A 17,360-nucleotide genomic window follows, 5' to 3' on the forward strand; every position below is an offset into this window, starting at 1 on the left:
GTGGCGATCGACAACAGCGCAATAATGGGCTGCTGCGATCCTTGCACTAAAACATCGTTGACGCCGATTTATAAAACATCGACGCAGCGAAAAGAGAGATGACGAGCGAAGCGCCGCGATAAAACAGCGTTGGCTTTAGCCTGCGCTGACTTAAAGCGTCGTTGAGACTAATCAGCGTGCCGGCGTAGGTCCATATAAAAGAAATGGGAAGCAATGCCAACAGCAGAGCGAACATCGCTTGAATATAACTGTCTTGATATATGAAAGCCGACGGAGGAATGATGGAATCGGCGAATAAAAAGGCCTTGGGGTTGAGTAAGGTCGTGATAAAGACCGTGCCGAAAGTGATATTGCCGCTAATTTGATGAAGCGAAAACCGCCACACTTTTATCGCCAAATAGACGACATAACAGGCCGAGAACAATTTAATGACGCTCAGCACCAGATTTCCATGTTGTGCCAAATAAGTAAACAACAGCCCCCATGCAGAGACTGCCAATAGATATCCGAGCCATTCTGATAAAATCAGTTTTATGCTTTTAATAAAACCGTGGGTATAACCAGAACAAAGAAGCAAAGTGTTGGTCGGCCCCGGAATGCTCAGAAATAATGCGATATAGAATATAACTTTTATGTATTCATTTTCATGAATCATGTTGATATTACCTCAATTAAGCCAACAGTGTTTGATCTGGGTATCGTTCCGGGTTCGGTATACCGATATAGTCCGCTCCTAAACAAAACAATCACCTTTCTATCTGGATCTGCTAGACTGGGCGCCTTGTCTGATAACTCATTTGGTTTGTTGATGAACACGTCCCAACATCACGATAAAGCAGAAACAACATCCATTAATATTGGAAACAAAATCAAACAATTAAGAATGACCAGAAATATTTCTCTTAATGATCTTTCCAGGTTATCAGGCGTGTCAAAAGCCGCGTTGTCCAAGCTAGAGTCTGGTCACTCGAACCCACGAGTCGATACGTTGGATGCGATTGCCAGCGCCCTGCGAGTTCCTCTAAGCGATCTGCTTGCCGTTAATACCAGCGCTTATCCTTACATGGAAAAAAGTATTCCAATGCAAGGGGAATACGCCCAAAAGATGAAATTCCGTATTGGGCTGGGCAATATCGCTGAAATATGGCATTTGCAAATGAACCCCGGCGTCATTATCAATAGCCCGCCACATGCATCTGGAACACACGAGCATATTCTGGTGCATTCAGGCTCATTAATGCTCAAGCTTGCCGATGACGAAAGCATCGTGCTTAAAGCGGGCGATTTTTACTGTTTTTCCGGAAACATCACTCACTCTTATATATGCACAGATAGTGCGGTCAGTGCGACCGTGGTCATGTCTAACGCTATTCAGGTTTAGTCAAACGGGGCGCCGCCGCCCCCAATTGACATATATTCTTCAGCTATCCTTTCCTTTCGTATCGACATCTGAAATAAAGCGAAGAATGATGTCGTAAATATCTTGCTCCTGCTCCGATTGAATAAAATGCCCTCCCGGCACACTCTCCATACGATAGATGCCGCTGGTACATTCACACCAGCGGGAAGGAGCAAAGGGAAGATACGGGTCGTCCTCTCCGTAGATCACTAACAACGGCACATCTTCCAGTGAACAAGTGCTTTCAGGCTGAATGGAATTGGCAACGTCCAAATCGGCAGCCAGCACCTGAATGAACTGCTGGCGCAGCACATCATCCTGCGTCAACCAGTCAGGAAGCTCCCCGAGTTGGGTCGCAAAATGCCATATCGCTTGCTGCGACTCCGGGTTAAGCTCCTGCCACGGAAAGCGCCTGCGGCAATGGATAGGGTCGTTAGACATCGCCACCAGTACGATATCCCGATCCGGCGTTCTGCTCCGGCAGTAGCCGGCCAGCAAATAGGCCATATAGGCGCCCAGGCTGTGTCCAACCAGGATGAGCCGGCCCTGAGGGGGAATGCGCGAGGCAAAGTCATCCACGATACGCCCGGCGTCACGCATCAGTTCTTCCTGACGGCGCCGGCCGCGCCCCGGCATTTCCATCAGCATGGTGTCGAACTGTGGCGAAAAACGCCGGGCAATCGCGTTCATAGCCGAGGCGTTACCGCCGGCATGATGAAACAGAACCATGTGATGCTGGGGCTCATTCATAGCGTTTACCCTCAAGCACACGCCCTACCAACGCAGCAAAAACGATGACTGCTCCACCGATGCCCTGCCAGACCCCAATCACCTCGCCCATAATGGAGACAGCAAAAAATGCGGCAAAAGCGGGCTCCAGCGACAAAATGAGCCCAACCCGAGTCGGACTGGTGAGCTTCGCCGCATAGAGTTGCATCAGGAATGCAAATGCCGTCGCCAGCAGGCTCAGAAAGAGAATATAGCCCCAGATATCAAGGGAAATACTGGGGATAGTACGCATAGACTCCGGATCGGAAACATAGACAAACGACAAGCCAAGCACGGCGACGGTCAGCAGTTCGACCAGCGTGATATTGATCAGCGAATAGGGTTTGCCGGCCGTCTGCCTGCCAAACATGAATATCTGGAATCCGCGAATTAATGCCGCCAGCAGCACAAGCCAGTCACCGAGGTTGAAGCCGACTTGCCCACCATTGGAAAAGCTTATCAACCCACCGCCAGCCAATGACAGGAAACAGGTAAAATAGATGAGCTTGCTCTGTCTGCGCTTGCCCAGCACCCGTTCATAAAAAGGAACCAGAACCACCGACAGTGCAATCAGAAAACCCGCATTGGCAGCGGTAGTATGCTTCACGCCAAGCGTTTCGAGCGTCAAAATGGCGTAGAGCAAGGCACCGAAAATCACACCATTAACGACTTCGCCGCGTGTAAAATCGCGCAAGCGGATGCGAGTGCCAATGAACATAAAAGGAACAGCCAGGGCAAAGCGCAGCATCAGGAACAAAGGAACAGCCACCCCCGCATGAATGATCATCTGCATCAATGAGTAACTTGCGCCCCATGACAGGGCGACCGCCAGTAATCCCAAATCCACCAGATACAGTCGTGAGCGTGAAAGTTGCAGGGTCGTCTCATTAGACATTGTCATTCCTCGGGGCGGTATGGCTGGCGTCATAACTGATACGCAGCTGGTTTTTCTTGAATTTGGCCGATTTGATCGAGAAATCGGCGATCTTACTGAGGTTATCCACGTGCGTTCCGCCACAAGGCATCGCTTCGGTATCGTGAATCAGAGAGTAGCGGGTATCCCCCTCCAGCCATATCTTGACCTCGCCGCCATCCCTCAGACGTGAGCAGATGCCGGCTTCGATATCCTCAAGCGGCAAGCGATCAACCAGTACCGCGCTGGAACCCATAGGGGAAAAGACGACGCGAGACTCCCCGGGGAAATGATGCCCGGCAGTCGCCATCCATCCATACCGACGCATTTCCCAGTTCAGCAAATGCCCGGCGGTATGCAACGCAGCATTTCGCATACGTTCGGACGCGGATAACCTGGACTCCAACAGGTCCGACTCAGCGGACTTGAGTGGAGATTGCGGATAAACGACCACCAGACCGGACGCATCTTTGCGGACGCTAACGGGGATGTCATTGACCCACCCCGTATCTGCGGGCTGCCCCCCGCCCTGCGGGTGAAAAATGTTCTCCTTCAGGGCTAGCCATGTTCCAAACTCATCAGTGCCGGCGGCAATGACCTCGCTTGTTGCAGAAAAGCAGTAGGTATCATCCAGATAGCGTTGAATTTGAATCATTTGGGGGCTCCTTTTTATAGGGTTTCAGTCAGGGGAGTGAAGGGTTGCCCGAGCAGGTTATTTGAAGCGATACGGTTTCTTCCGTTGAGGCTCCGGCCTGAAACAATAACGCACCCAAACTTATCGAGCGGAATACTGCCGCCGTACTCCTGCACGACGTCGGTATCGGGATAGATATCGACAACGCTTGGCGCATAGCGCGTGGCAAACCCCATACGGAAGTCTTTTTTGGACGAGTTGGGATAGGAAGCGTGCATCAGCGTGGACCAAAAGATCACGCATTGGCCCGCCTTCATTACCAATGGAACCGCTTTGCTTTCGTCTGGTTTCCAGTCCGGCTCGATTTGCAGTTCACGGTAGTCATAGCCAAAGAACCCCCGGCTTTTACCCTCTTTCGCGCGGTTATTGATAATATCTGTCTGATATGCCATCGACTTGGTTTCGTCGTAATTCATCTTGTGGTGCGTGCCGGGCATGATTTCAAGACAGCCATTTTCAATCGTGGCGTCGGTAAAGGCCGTCCAGACGGTAAGCGTTCCCTTGCCGAAGCGATCTTCCGTTTCGCCGGGCCATAGAATCTGCGGCTTGCCGCTGGCGTTGGCGAAGGTGTCGGCCTGATGCCAGTCAGTCCCCTCATCCCCCGGATATTTTGGGAAAAACTCGGTCCGCCAGCACAGCACATCCTTGCCCAGAATATCGGAAACAGGGGCGACGATACGTGGATTGGTAATATGCCGGCTAAGGAGTTCAACATCCAGATGACGATCATAATTGGAGATGTTTGTCGCCGCGCTGTAGGAGTCGGATGGATAGGCGGCATTACTCCGGTCAGGTAATTGGCGACGCACTTTATTCCAGATTTCATTCATTTCATCCGGAGTATAAATAGTTAACGGGCCGATATAACCGTTGCGATGAAAGCCATCCAATTGTTCTTCTGTCAGGTGTAATGTCTTACTCATTTTACATATCCTCTGTTAGGGAACTATTTGGCTGCAAAGAAAACGTCTTTTAATGTCGTGTTATATAAACGCTCCATTGATAGCGTAAGTCCGAATTCTTTTTTAACCCTTTCATTTAACGAAATAGCAATCATCGAGTGACCGCCTGCGTCGAGAAAGTTATCGCCGGGTTTAACCGACTGCTCCAGGATATCGCTCAGCCACAGTAAATATTGCTCTAGTGCTTTTTCCTTCTGGGCTGTTTTATTCTGGATATGGTCTTGGGAATTTAAAGCATCAGTGACAGTCATGATTTACTCCATTGAATGCAAAATTAATTTTTTATCAACCTTTCCGTTTACCGTTTTTGGCATCACGTCGACTCGCCTGTAACGCATCGGACGCATATATACAGGCAAAGCGAGTCGGGCCAGAGACTTCAACTTCTCCTTTACATCACCTTCTGCAATCTTCGATGAAGTGGTAAAGAAACAGATCAAGTGATGACCATGCATTTCGGTCTTTGCCGCCAGCACTGAGATGTCGTCAATGTCGTCTATCTGTGCCAGGACAGATTCGATTTCGCCAGTTTCAATCCTGAATCCATTGATTTTCACCTGGTCGTCGCATCGACCAAGATAGAGCAGTTCACCGTCATGGTTATGCTTTACCACGTCACCGGAACAATAATATCTTCGCGATACACCCTCTGTTTCCAGCCAGATAAATTTTCGGCTTTCGTCGTTGTTTATATTCAGGTATCCATGAGTAACCTGTGGACCGGATAACAGAAGCTCACCACCTTCCTCTGCGGAAAGCTCGTTTCCGATAGGTCTAATAATGTAATGAAAATCTGGCAGCACTCGCCCAATATTGGAGTCGGGGTTGATTAAATCGGCGTCGCTGACAATGTGCCAACTGGTATGCACCGTCGTTTCGGTGATGCCGTACATATTCACCAGCATGGGGGAATGTAATCCAAAATGATTATGCCAACGTTTCAGCGTTTGGAAATTCAATCGTTCCCCACCAAAAATAATGCAACGTAGCGAGAGTTCGTCTGGTTTAAATTGGCAGAGTTTATCGGCATTCACAGAAAATGCGGTGGGTGTTTGATTTAATAACGTAATATTTTCTTCTTTAATTAGTCTGGCCAGAGCATCCGGAACAATTCTGGTTTCATCGTCAGGTATAACCAACTTTCCGCCATAACCCAGAACCGACCATATTTCCCATACTGAAAAGTCAAATGCATAGGAGTGATACAACAGCGTTGCGTCTTGTTGGCTGAAATTATAAATAGCGGCGGTAGCGGAAAATAATGCTTCAAGATTGCCGTGGGTAATCGGCACACCTTTGGGTTTTCCTGTGGTACCTGAGGTGTAGATGATATAAGCCGTGTTTTCGAGCCGTGACTGATCGTATATGTCGGATGAAGCAGAAGCAGACGTCAAAGCCTGTATGTGCACATTTTTGACATCCCGATGAGGAGTCATGTCGCTATCGGAAATAATCAAAGCGGGCCTGGCGTCATTCACGATCAGTTGGTTTCTTTCCAGCGGCGCCTTCTTATCCAGAGGAACATAAGCAGCCCCGACATATTGCACGGCGAGCAATGCCGCGATCAGCTCTTTGGAAGGGGTAAGTTCGACGGCGACGCGGTTACCCGGCACCACCTGCAATTCACGCAACGCGCTGGCGATATTGAGGATCAAGCCCTTCATGGCCTGGTAGGTGAGACGTGTTTCGCGATCTTTGACGGCGATGCGGTCGGGATACTTTTCCGCCGCTGCCAGAAAGCACCCTAAGAGTGTCCTTCTCGGCTGCGTGGATGAGGGCTTAGCGTTCACACCATCCTCCTTTTCGTTCACATTGGCATCACATTTGTTTTTTTAAAGACTATACAATACCACTAAAACGAACAAGCGTTTTTTATATGCTGATTTTTTTATTAAGAAGTCATTTTTATACGCTGTTAATCGAACCGCCCGACGTCAGGCATGCCACACCGCACCTTGTCAGTTCGCAATGGTTTTCTTATCAAAGCGGTGTAAAGCGAATAAGGGGAGAACGCGGATGTCGGGGTTTCCCCGTCAGGCACGCTGCTGACACGCCGATTGCAGGAAGGGCGAGGACAGGAATCAGGGAAGACCCGCTCGTGGGAAAAAGCGGTGGGAAAATCGTGTTGGTAAGAATCAGTCGCCGGGTTTGCTATAACGAACGGCAGAAACAAAAAAACCACCTTTCGGTGGTTTTCTGCATCATGCAGACGTTCATCTGCACAACTGAATTTGGAGCGGGAAACGAGACTCGAACTCGCGACCCCGACCTTGGCAAGGTCGTGCTCTACCAACTGAGCTATTCCCGCAGGGTGTGGCGTAACGTCGCACTACTTTCTGTCGTTACGGGGAGCGCATTATACGAGAAACGTTTTTTCCCGCAACCCCCCTGACGAAAAATGTCGTTCAAGTGCCGACAAAATCACCAACACGCTGAAAATGCCCGCAGAACCGGGCGATTTTCCTGGTTTCCTCGTGGAGGATGCCGTTACAGCTGGATAAAGTGCTCACGGTAGTAAGCCAGTTCCGCTACCGATTCGCGGATATCGTCCAGCGCCTGATGGGTGTTGCGCTTTTTGAATCCGGCCAGCATCTCCGGCTTCCAGCGGCGCGCCAGTTCCTTGAGCGTGCTGACGTCCAGATAACGATAGTGGAAGTAAGCTTCCAGTTCCGGCATGTAACGGAACAGAAAGCGGCGATCCTGCCCGATGCTGTTGCCGCAAATCGGCGATTTGCCCGCCGGCACCCACTGCTGCAGGAATGCGATGGTTTCCCGTTCCGCGGCGCCTTCGTCAAAGGCGCTGGCTTTGACCCGATCCACCAGCCCGCTGGCGGTGTGGGTGCGCACGTTCCAGTCATCCATCAGCGCCAGTTGGCTGTCCGGCTGATGCACCGCCAGCGTCGGGCCTTCCGCCAGTACGTTCAGGTTGGCATCGGTCACCAGTGTTGCGATCTCGATGATCCGATCCCGCTCGGGATCCAGCCCCGTCATTTCCAAATCGATCCAGATCAGGTTGTTTTCATTTACCATCGTCGCCTTTCCCGTGTCGCCGTTGCTGAAAATTTCGCCGGCGGCAGGCTGACAGGCCCGCTGGCGGCGGTTAATTAAAATAAAATAGCGTGTATTATAGTCGCTTCCATCGCCACCGGCGATAAGCGCCGAACCAAGAGAGACTGCGTGAGTAAAAAGAAACTGTCAAAAGGTCAGCAACGGCGGGTCAGCGCCAACCATCAGCGCCGCCTGAAACATGCCGACAGCAAGGTCGAGTGGGATGACAGCCAACTGAGCGAACCGCAGGAAGGCGTCATCATCAGTCGTTTCGGCATGCACGCCGATGTGGAAGCGCCGAACGGCGAGCTGCACCGCTGCAACATTCGCCGAACCATCCACTCGCTGGTCACCGGCGATCGGGTGGTCTGGCGCGCCGGCAACGAAACGCTGGCCGGCATCAGCGGCATCGTCGAGGCGGTGCATCCGCGCCAGTCGGTGTTGACCCGCCCGGACTACTATGACGGTCTCAAACCCATTGCCGCCAACATCGATCAGATTGTGATTGTCTCCGCCATTCTGCCGGAGCTGTCGCTCAATATTATCGATCGTTATCTGGTGGCCTGCGAAACGCTGGAAATCGAGCCGCTGATCGTGCTCAACAAAACCGATCTGCTGGATGACGAAGGCCGGGCGTTTGTGGAAGAGGTGATGGATATCTATCGCGCGCTGCACTACCGGGTGTTGATGATGTCCAGCCACACCCAGCAGGGCGTCGCCGAGCTGGAAGCCGCGCTAACCGGCCGCGTCAGCATCTTTGCCGGGCAGTCCGGCGTCGGTAAATCGAGCCTGCTCAACGCACTGCTCTACCCTGACGACGCCCAAATTCTGGTCAACGACGTATCCGACGCTTCCGGACTGGGCCAGCACACCACCACCGCCGCTCGTCTGTACCATTTCCCGCACGGCGGCGATGTCATCGACTCGCCGGGCGTGCGCGAATTCGGGCTGTGGCATCTGGATCCGGAACAGGTGACGCGCGGTTTTATCGAGTTCCGCGAATACCTGGGCAGTTGCAAATTCCGCGACTGCAAACACGACACCGACCCCGGCTGCGCCATTCGCGCCGCGCTGGAGCGCGGGGAGATAGCACCAGAGCGTTTCGACAATTATCACCGTATCCTTGAGAGCATGGCGCAGGTAAAAACGCGTAAATCCTTTTCTGCTCCGGATAACTGACATTTATCGTATCCACCGCTACAATGCGCCCCTTTTTACGGCGTACCCTTAAAAAAACGACGAGGCTCACTGTGCTGGACAGAATCAAGATTGCTCTACAACATCTGCTCCCGAAGGTTTGGCTGACGCAACTGGCTGGTTGGGGAGCCGACCGTCAGGCCGGCATGCTCACCAAACTGGTGATTGACCTGTTTGCCCGCATCTACAAAGTCAACATGCAGGAAGCGCAGCAACCGGATACCGCATCCTACCGCTCGTTCAACGACTTCTTTGTGCGCCCGCTGAAGCCTGGCATCCGCCCGGTAGACCCGCTGCCGAACCGGCTGGTGTTCCCTGCCGACGGCGCCATCTCTCAACTGGGCACCATTGACGACGACCGGATCCTGCAGGCCAAACAGCACGACTACACGCTCGAAGCGCTGCTGGCCGGCAACTACATTATCGCCGACCTGTTCCGTGACGGTCTGTTTGTCACCACCTATCTCTCCCCGCGCGATTACCACCGCGTCCACATGCCGTGCGACGGCATTTTGCGCGATATGATTTACGTGCCGGGCGACCTGTTTTCGGTCAATCCACTGACCGCCGCCAACGTACCGAACCTGTTTGCCCGCAACGAACGCGTGATCTGCCTGTTCGATACGCCGTTCGGTCCGATGGTGCAGATTCTGGTCGGCGCCACCATCGTCGGCAGCATCGAAACCGTCTGGGCGGGGGTGGTAACCCCTCCGCGCGAAGGCATCATCAAACGCTGGGCCTATCCGATGGAAGGCGAAGGCGCGGTAATTTTGGAGAAAGGCGACGAGATGGGCCGCTTCAAACTCGGCTCCACGGTGATTAACCTGTTTGCGAAAGACCGGGTGCAATTGATGCCCGGACTGGCCAGCCAAAGCGCCACTCGCATGGGTGAAGCCATGGCCGAAGCGCTGGATGAGGACGTTTTGGCGCGCATGAATGCCGCCAACGACAGCGATACCCCCTGACCCCATCAACCCGCCTGAGGAGGCCAGCCGTGCGTCTGATTCTGATTTTCCTGTTGGGATGCCTGTTATCAACCACGTCGCTGGCCGCCCAGTTGCCTGACGAAACGCAACTGAAGCAGGAGCTGCAACAGGCGGAAGCCAACAAGAACACCCCGGCGCAGGCCGATATCGTCAAAGAGTTACAGTCGGCGCTGCGGCTGCTGGACGAACGCCGGGACACCCGCCAGCGTGCCGACCAGTACCAGCGCGCGATTGACGACTTTCCCAAATTGACCCGCGAACTGCGCCAGCAGTTGGATGCCGAAAACGCCAAACCGGCCGCGCCGCCGAAAACGACATCGGTCAACGAGCTGGAACAACAGATTGTCCAGTTCAGCAGCCAGTTGCTGGAGCAAGGCCGCCAGTTGCAGCAGGAACAGGACCGCCAGCGGGAAATCAGCGATTCGCTGGCCCAACTGCCGCAACAGCAAACCGAAGCCAACCGCGCGCTGAGCGAAGTCGAACGGCGTCTGCAGGCGCTGGGCAACCCGACCACCGCGCTCGGACAGGCTCAGTTGGCCGCATTGCAGGCCGAAGCGGCGCTGCGTAAAAGCAGGGTGGAAGAGCTGGAGCTGGCGCAGCTTTCCGCCAGCAACCGTCAGGAACTGTCGCGCCTGCAGGCGGATGTCTACAAAAAGCGGCGCGACCGGCTGGACAATCAACTGCAGCTGTTGCGCAGCACGCTGAACACCTTGCGCCAGCGCGAGGCGGAGCAGGCGCTGGAGCGTACCGAGCAACTGGCGGAACAGGAAGGCCAACTGCCTGCGGCGGTCGCCGGCCTGCTGCAAACCAACCGCGAACTCTCCGTGGCGCTCAACCAGCAGGCGCAGCGCATGGATCAGATCGCCGCCCGTCAGCGCCAGACCGCCGCCCAAACGCTACAGGTACGTCAGGCGCTGAGCACGCTGCGCGAACAGGCGCAGTGGCTCGGCTCGTCGCCGGCGCTGGGGGAAACCCTGCGCGCGCAGGTGGCGCGACTGCCGGAAATGCCCAAGCCTCAACAACTGGACGGCGACATGGCGCAACTGCGCGCCCAGCGTCTGCATTACGAAGACCTGCTCAACAAACTGTCGGCGGCCGGCGAACCCGCCCGGCAGGACGACGGCACCCCGTTAACCGCCGCCCAGCAAAAGATCGTCAACGATCAGCAACGCACCCAGCGCGATCTGCTCACGTCGCTGATTTCCGGTTGCGACACTCAGATTCTGGAACTGACCAAGCTGAAAGTCGCCAGCAGCCAGCTGGAGGACGCGCTGACCGAGATCCGCGATGCGGCGCATCGCTATCTGTTCTGGGTGGCGGATGTCGACCCGATCGGTTTCGCCTACCCGCTCAACCTGCTGCGCGACCTGTCGCGCCTGCTGTCGCTGGATACCTTTACCCAACTTAGCGGCGCGATGCTGATGATGGCGACCAGCCAGAGCACGCTGTTGCCGCTGCTGGGCGCGTTGCTGCTGGTCGGACTCAGCATCAGCTCGCGTCGTCATTATCATGCTTTTCTGGAGCGCGCCAGCAGCCGGGTGGGCAAAGTCACCCTCGACTATTTCATGCTGACGCTGCGTACCGTGTTCTGGTCGGTGATGGTGGCGATGCCGCTGCCGGTGCTGTGGGCCGCGCTCGGTTATGGCCTGCAAAACGCCTGGCCCTACCCGGTGGCGGTGGCGATCGGCGATAGCGTTACCGCCACGGTGCCGCTGATGTGGGTGGTGATGGTCTGTGCCGCGTTTTCCCACCGTCAGGGGCTGTTCATCGTGCATTTCGGCTGGTCGCCGAAACAGGTGGCGCGCGCCATGCGTTACTACCGCCTGTCCATCGGCTTTATCGTGCCGCTGGTAATGGCGCTGATCACCTTTGATAACCTCAACGACCGGGAGTTTTCCAGCACGCTGGGGCGGTTGTGCTTTATTCTGCTGTGTATGGCGCTCAGTCTGGTAACCACCAGCCTGAAACGCGCCGGTATTCCGTTGTATCTGGATAAGGAAGGATCCGGCGAAAACCCGGTGAACCGCGCGATGTGGAATCTGATGATCTGCATCCCGCTGATTGCCGCGCTGGCATCCTGTCTGGGCTACCTGACCACCTCGCAGGCGCTGCTGGCGCGGCTGGAAACCTCGGTCGCCATCTGGTTCTTCCTGCTGGTGATTTATCACATCATTCGCCGCTGGATGTGGATTCAACGCCGCCGCATCGCCTTTGACCGCGCCAGACAGCGCCGGGCGGACATGCTGGCGCAACGCGCCCGCGGCGAGGAAGACACCAACCCGTCGTCGCACGAAGCCGGCGTCGACGTGGTGGAAGAACCGGTGGTGGATCTGGATGCCATCAGCGCCCGCTCGCTGAAACTGGTGCGCTCCATCCTGACGCTGATTGCGCTGGTGTCGGTGATTGCGCTGTGGTCGGAAATCCATTCCGCTTTCGCGTTTATGGAAAATATCAGCCTGTGGGACGTCACCAGCACGGTGAAAGGCGTAGAGAGCATACAGCCGATTACCCTCGGCTCGGTGTTGATCGCGCTGCTGGTGTTTGTCATCACCGCGCAGCTGGTACGCAACCTGCCCGCACTACTGGAGCTGGCGGTGCTGCAGCATATCGAGCTGTCGCCCGGCACCGGCTACGCCATTATCACCGTCAGCAAATACCTGCTGATGCTGGTGGGCGGGCTGATGGGGTTCTCGCTGATCGGCATCGAATGGTCAAAATTACAGTGGCTGGTGGCGGCACTCGGCGTGGGGCTGGGGTTCGGCTTACAGGAGATCTTCGCCAACTTCATCTCCGGCCTGATCATCCTGTTCGAAAAACCGATCCGCATCGGCGATACCGTGACCATCCGCGATCTGACCGGCAGCGTGATGCGCATCAATACCCGCGCCACCACGATTTCCGACTGGGATCGCAAAGAGATCATCGTGCCCAACAAGGCGTTCATCACCGAGCAGTTCATCAACTGGTCGCTGTCCGATTCGGTCACCCGCGTAGTGCTGACCATCCCGGCGCCCGCCGACGCCAGTACGCAGGAGGTCACCACGCTGCTGCTGGGCGCGGTGAAACGCTGCTCGCTGGTGCTGGATAACCCGCCGCCGGAAGTATTTCTGGTAGACCTGCGTCAGGGCATCCAGATTTTCGAACTGCGTATCTTCGCCGCGGAAATGGGCCACCGCATGCCGCTGCGCCACGAACTGCACCAGCTGATTCTGGAAAGCTACCGCGAACACCATCTGGTGATGCCGTTCCCGCCGTTCCAGGTACAAATGGATTCGGTGCAGATCGTCGGGCGTAACGCCGCCACCTCAACCCGCACTGCTGGCGGGCTGTAACCCCTCTGCAAAAAGAAAACCACGGTAAGCGATGGCTTCCGTGGTTTTCAGTCAGACTGAATAATAAAGGAAAAGCGGCGTCAGGCGCGATCCACCGTAAACGCCATCACCTCGCCGATAGACTCGGCATTCAGCGCCATCATCACCAGACGATCAACGCCCAGCGCCACGCCGGAACACGGCGGGATACCGGCTTCCAGCGCCGCCAGCAGGTTTTCGTCGATCGGCTGCATCGGCAGGCCGCGCGCCGCGCGTTTACGGTTATCCTGCTCGAAACGCTGACGCTGCTCTTTGCTGTCAGTCAGTTCGCAAAAACCGTTAGCCAGTTCGATGCCTTTGTAATAGACCTCGAAACGCTCCGCCACCCGGTGATCCTCGGTGCTGATTTCCGCCAGCGCCGCCTGCGTTGCCGGGAAATGGTAGACAAACGCCGGTTTGTCGCGGCCGATTTGCGGCTCCACGCCAAACGCGAACAGCAGTTGCAGCAGGGTGTCGCGATCCTCTTCCCGGTTGGCGACATCCCCCACGCCGATTTTCTCCGCCGCTTCACGCAGCTGCGCCTTGTCCGCCGACAACGGATCCACTTCCAGATGACGCTGGAACGCCTGCTGATAGGAAAGCATCTCCGCGCTGTCGCACTCCAGCACCTGTTGCAGCAGGTCATCCATTTCGTTCATCAGCCGGTACATGTCATAGTGCGGGCGATACCACTCCAGCATGGTGAACTCAGGGTTGTGATAACGGCCGGATTCTTCGTTGCGGAAACTGCGGCACAGTTGGTAAATCGGCCCGCTGCCCGCCGCCAGCAGGCGTTTCATGTGGTATTCCGGGCTGGTCATCAGATACAGCGCCATGCCATCGGCGGCGCCGGGGCCGACAAAGTGGGTCTGGAACGGGAACAGATGCACATCCGTCACCGTCGCCTGGCTCATGGCCGGCGTTTCCACTTCCAGCACGCCGCGGTCTGAGAAGAAACGCCGGATTTCTTTCATTATCGACGCCCGCTTCAACAGATTGGCGACAGGGGCGCTGGGCTGCCAACTTGCCGTTTCGCTCATGATTTCCACTCCACACTCAAACTGGAGGTGCAGTCTACCCGCATCACCACAGCCAGACAAATTTATCCCGCGAAGGGTTTTTCTCTATTTGGCTTACCTATATTCATAATTACCAGGCGCCGCCTAATCCAGACTCCCGGAGATTCACCCGGCGGCCCTCTTGCTGCAACTCAAATTATTTGGGGTATGAAAGTGCTATTTGCGGATAAATCACATTTTCCGGAATATGTCCGTATAGATATTAAAAAACAGCAAAATGCTGGATCACATCAAATTTCAGTCATCTACAAATCGCTATAATCATTTCCATACAAAAAAAGGGTGATTTAATCTCTCAGTACTGTTTGACCGGATATTTTTTCACTCGATTTAATGTCTTGGAAATTAAAACGGAAAATAAGTGGCTAAACTTAATTTCATATTATTTTCTTAATTTAATTTATTTAACTTAAGTAACTGGAGGCATGCAGTGCAAACCTTTAATGCCGATTTGGCCATTATCGGGGCCGGGGGAGCAGGTTTACGGGCGGCGATCGCCGCAGCAGAAGCAAATCCCCAACTCAAGATTGCGCTGATTTCCAAAGTCTACCCGATGCGCAGCCACACCGTGGCTGCCGAAGGGGGATCGGCGGCAGTCACACAGGATCACGATAGCTTCGACTTCCACTTCCACGATACCGTGGCCGGGGGAGACTGGTTGTGTGAACAGGACGTGGTGGATCACTTCGTGCAGCATTGCCCGCGTGAAATGACCCAGCTTGAACAATGGGGCTGCCCGTGGAGCCGCAAACCGGACGGTTCGGTCAACGTGCGCCGCTTCGGCGGGATGAAGATCGAACGCACCTGGTTCGCCGCGGATAAAACCGGCTTCCACATGCTGCACACCCTGTTCCAGACTTCGCTGAAATACCCGCAGATTCAGCGCTTCGACGAGCACTTCGTGCTGGATATCCTGGTGGATGACGGGCATGCCCGTGGGGTCGTCGCCATCAACATGATGGAAGGGTCGCTGATTCAGATTCGCGCCAACGCCATCGTGATGGCTACCGGCGGCGCCGGCCGCGTCTATCGCTACAACACCAACGGCGGCATCGTTACCGGCGACGGTATGGGCATGGCCTTCCGTCACGGCGTACCGCTGCGCGACATGGAATTCGTACAGTACCACCCCACCGGCCTGCCGGGCTCCGGTATCCTGATGACCGAAGGCTGCCGCGGCGAAGGCGGCATCATGGTCAACAAAGACGGCTACCGCTACCTGCAGGACTACGGCCTCGGGCCGGAAACGCCGCTGGGCGAGCCGAAAAACAAATACATGGAGCTGGGTCCGCGCGACAAAGTTTCGCAGGCCTTCTGGCACGAATGGCGCGCCGGACGCACCGTGTCCACCCCGCTGGGCGACGTCGTCTACCTCGACCTGCGTCATCTGGGCGAGAAGAAACTGAAAGAACGCCTGCCGTTCATTTGCGAACTGGCAAAAGCCTACGTCGGCGTCGACCCGGTGAAAGAGCCGATTCCGATTCGCCCCACCGCGCACTACACCATGGGCGGCATCGAAACCGACCAGCAGTGTGAAACCCGTATTCAGGGCCTGTTCGCCGTCGGCGAATGTTCGTCCGTCGGTCTGCACGGCGCCAACCGTCTCGGTTCCAACTCACTGGCGGAACTGGTGGTCTTCGGCCGCGTCGCCGGTGAAAAAGCGGTGGAACGCTCGCAGGCGGCAGCGCCGGCCAACGCCAGCGCGCTGGATGCGCAGGCCAAAGACGTGGAACAGCGCCTGCACGCGTTGATGAAGCAGGAAGGCACCGAAAGCTGGGCCAAAATCCGCGACGAAATGGGGCTGTCGATGGAAGAAGGCTGCGGCATCTACCGCACCACCGACCTGATGCAGAAAACCGTCGACAAACTGGCGGAACTGAAAGAACGCTTCAAGCGCGTGAAGATCACCGACCATTCCAGCGTGTTCAACACCGATCTGCTCTACACCATCGAACTGGGCCACAGCCTGGACGTTGCCGAGTGTATGGCGCATTCCGCCATCAACCGCAAAGAGTCCCGCGGCGCGCACCAGCGTTTGGATGAAGGCTGCACCGAACGCGACGACGTCAATTTCCTGAAGCACACGCTGGCGTTTTATAACCCGGAAGGCGCGCCCCGCCTGGAATACAGCGATGTGAAGATCACCAAGCTGCCGCCGGCGAAACGCGTTTACGGCGCCGAAGCGGAAGCTCAGGAGAAAAACAAGAAGGAGCAAGCGAATGGCTGATATGCAAACCCTGAAAATGGAAGTCATGCGCTATAACCCGGAGCAGGACAACGCCCCGCACTTCGAAACTTACGAGGTGCCGTATACCCGCGAAACCTCGCTGCTGGACGCGCTGGGCTACATCAAGGACAACCTGGCGCCGGACCTGTCCTACCGCTGGTCCTGCCGCATGGCGATTTGCGGCTCCTGCGGCATGATGGTCAACAACGTGCCGAAGCTGGCCTGTAAAACCTTCCTGCGTGAGTACACCGGCGGCATGAAGGTCGAAGCGCTGGGCAACTTCCCGATCGAACGCGATCTGGTGGTGGACATGACCCACTTCATCGAAAGTCTGGAAGCGATTAAGCCGTACATCATCGGCAACAACCGCACGCCGGACCAGGGACCGAACAAGCAGACGCCGGCCCAGATGGCGAAATACCACCAGTTCTCCGGTTGCATCAACTGCGGGCTGTGCTACGCCGCCTGTCCGCAGTTCGGCCTGAATCCGGAGTTCATCGGTCCCGCTGCCATCACGCTGGCGCACCGTTACAACCTGGACAACCGCGACCACGGCAAGAAAGAGCGTATGGCGCAACTGAACAGCGACAACGGCGTCTGGTCCTGTACTTTCGTGGGTTACTGCTCCGAAGTGTGTCCGAAGCACGTCGATCCGGCGGCGGCTATCCAGCAGGGTAAGGTGGAAAGCGCCAAAGACTTCATGATCGCCATGCTGAGACCACAATAAGGGAGGCAAC

At 55.5% G+C, this 17,360-nt stretch carries 15 protein-coding genes and 1 tRNA gene; 6 read left to right on the forward strand and 10 right to left on the reverse strand.

The window, feature by feature from the left end; translation table 11 throughout:
- Window positions 1-46: 46 nt before the first annotated feature.
- The gene (locus tag CPA59_RS20095) at window positions 47-655 is read right to left on the reverse strand and encodes a LysE family translocator (protein WP_107760563.1); all 609 of its coding nucleotides are present in this window, start codon (window positions 653-655) and stop codon (window positions 47-49) included.
- A 153-nt stretch (window positions 656-808) separates the two neighbouring features.
- Between CPA59_RS20095 and CPA59_RS20100 the strand changes: the two genes are divergently transcribed.
- Window positions 809-1,381, forward strand: a complete 573-nt coding sequence (locus CPA59_RS20100) for a helix-turn-helix domain-containing protein (RefSeq protein ID WP_038665214.1) — start codon at window positions 809-811, stop codon at window positions 1,379-1,381.
- Between the two features lie 39 nt (window positions 1,382-1,420).
- On the opposite strand, the gene CPA59_RS20105 is transcribed toward CPA59_RS20100, so the two are convergent.
- The 8 genes from CPA59_RS20105 to orn all read right to left on the reverse strand — a co-directional run bounded on the left by CPA59_RS20105 (window position 1,421) and on the right by orn (window position 7,766).
- Window positions 1,421-2,149 (reverse strand): thioesterase II family protein, encoded by a 729-nt coding sequence (locus CPA59_RS20105; RefSeq protein ID WP_107760565.1) that lies wholly within the window; start codon window positions 2,147-2,149, stop codon window positions 1,421-1,423.
- On the reverse strand, window positions 2,142-3,062 hold the full coding sequence (locus CPA59_RS20110) for a DMT family transporter (protein ID WP_038665208.1): 921 nt from the start codon (window positions 3,060-3,062) through the stop codon (window positions 2,142-2,144). Before CPA59_RS20110 ends, CPA59_RS20105 begins: the two co-directional genes overlap by 8 nt.
- A complete protein-coding gene (locus tag CPA59_RS20115) occupies window positions 3,055-3,735 on the reverse strand; it encodes a serine-tRNA(Ala) deacylase AlaX (RefSeq protein ID WP_038920364.1) in 681 nt (226 codons plus the stop codon). The genes CPA59_RS20110 and CPA59_RS20115 overlap by 8 nt, the downstream gene beginning before the upstream one ends.
- A 14-nt stretch (window positions 3,736-3,749) precedes the next feature.
- On the reverse strand, window positions 3,750-4,697 hold the full coding sequence (locus CPA59_RS20120) for a chlorinating enzyme (protein ID WP_038920365.1): 948 nt from the start codon (window positions 4,695-4,697) through the stop codon (window positions 3,750-3,752).
- 23 nt (window positions 4,698-4,720) lie between these two features.
- A complete protein-coding gene (locus tag CPA59_RS20125) occupies window positions 4,721-4,987 on the reverse strand; it encodes an acyl carrier protein (protein WP_049842643.1) in 267 nt (88 codons plus the stop codon).
- Between the two features lie 3 nt (window positions 4,988-4,990).
- On the reverse strand, window positions 4,991-6,526 hold the full coding sequence (locus tag CPA59_RS20130) for an amino acid adenylation domain-containing protein (RefSeq protein ID WP_159077962.1): 1,536 nt from the start codon (window positions 6,524-6,526) through the stop codon (window positions 4,991-4,993).
- 442 nt (window positions 6,527-6,968) lie between these two features.
- Window positions 6,969-7,044: transfer RNA gene (locus CPA59_RS20135), tRNA-Gly, on the reverse strand.
- A gap of 179 nt (window positions 7,045-7,223) precedes the next feature.
- Window positions 7,224-7,766, reverse strand: a complete 543-nt coding sequence (orn, locus tag CPA59_RS20140; protein WP_033112427.1) for an oligoribonuclease — start codon at window positions 7,764-7,766, stop codon at window positions 7,224-7,226.
- A 147-nt stretch (window positions 7,767-7,913) separates the two neighbouring features.
- Here orn and rsgA point away from each other — a divergent pair, with 147 nt between their 5' ends.
- The 3 genes from rsgA to mscM all read left to right on the forward strand — a co-directional run bounded on the left by rsgA (window position 7,914) and on the right by mscM (window position 13,299).
- Window positions 7,914-8,963: a small ribosomal subunit biogenesis GTPase RsgA gene (gene rsgA, locus CPA59_RS20145; protein ID WP_049854770.1), complete on the forward strand. Its 1,050-nt coding sequence runs from the start codon at window positions 7,914-7,916 to the stop codon at window positions 8,961-8,963.
- Window positions 8,964-9,034: 71 nt separating this feature from the next.
- Window positions 9,035-9,946 (forward strand): archaetidylserine decarboxylase, encoded by a 912-nt coding sequence (asd, locus tag CPA59_RS20150; protein ID WP_038920368.1) that lies wholly within the window; start codon window positions 9,035-9,037, stop codon window positions 9,944-9,946.
- 29 nt (window positions 9,947-9,975) lie between these two features.
- Window positions 9,976-13,299, forward strand: coding sequence for a miniconductance mechanosensitive channel MscM (mscM, locus tag CPA59_RS20155; protein WP_107760569.1), 3,324 nt, complete (start codon window positions 9,976-9,978; stop codon window positions 13,297-13,299).
- Between the two features lie 80 nt (window positions 13,300-13,379).
- Here the strand turns inward: mscM and epmA are convergent, their stop codons facing one another.
- On the reverse strand, window positions 13,380-14,357 hold the full coding sequence (gene epmA, locus CPA59_RS20160; RefSeq protein ID WP_038665188.1) for an elongation factor P--(R)-beta-lysine ligase: 978 nt from the start codon (window positions 14,355-14,357) through the stop codon (window positions 13,380-13,382).
- A 469-nt stretch (window positions 14,358-14,826) separates the two neighbouring features.
- On the opposite strand from epmA, the gene frdA reads away from it, so the two are divergent.
- Both frdA and CPA59_RS20170 read left to right on the forward strand, forming a co-directional pair.
- The gene (gene frdA / locus CPA59_RS20165) at window positions 14,827-16,623 is read left to right on the forward strand and encodes a fumarate reductase (quinol) flavoprotein subunit (protein WP_033568875.1); all 1,797 of its coding nucleotides are present in this window, start codon (window positions 14,827-14,829) and stop codon (window positions 16,621-16,623) included.
- Window positions 16,616-17,350 carry a succinate dehydrogenase/fumarate reductase iron-sulfur subunit gene (locus CPA59_RS20170; RefSeq protein ID WP_038665183.1) on the forward strand — a complete coding sequence of 245 codons (735 nt, stop codon included), beginning with the start codon at window positions 16,616-16,618 and terminating at the stop codon, window positions 17,348-17,350. The genes frdA and CPA59_RS20170 overlap by 8 nt, the downstream gene beginning before the upstream one ends.
- The last annotated feature ends 10 nt before the right edge of the window (window positions 17,351-17,360 follow it).

This window comes from Dickeya sp. Secpp 1600 (assembly GCF_003049805.1).
GTDB classification, from domain to species: domain Bacteria; phylum Pseudomonadota; class Gammaproteobacteria; order Enterobacterales; family Enterobacteriaceae; genus Dickeya; species Dickeya fangzhongdai.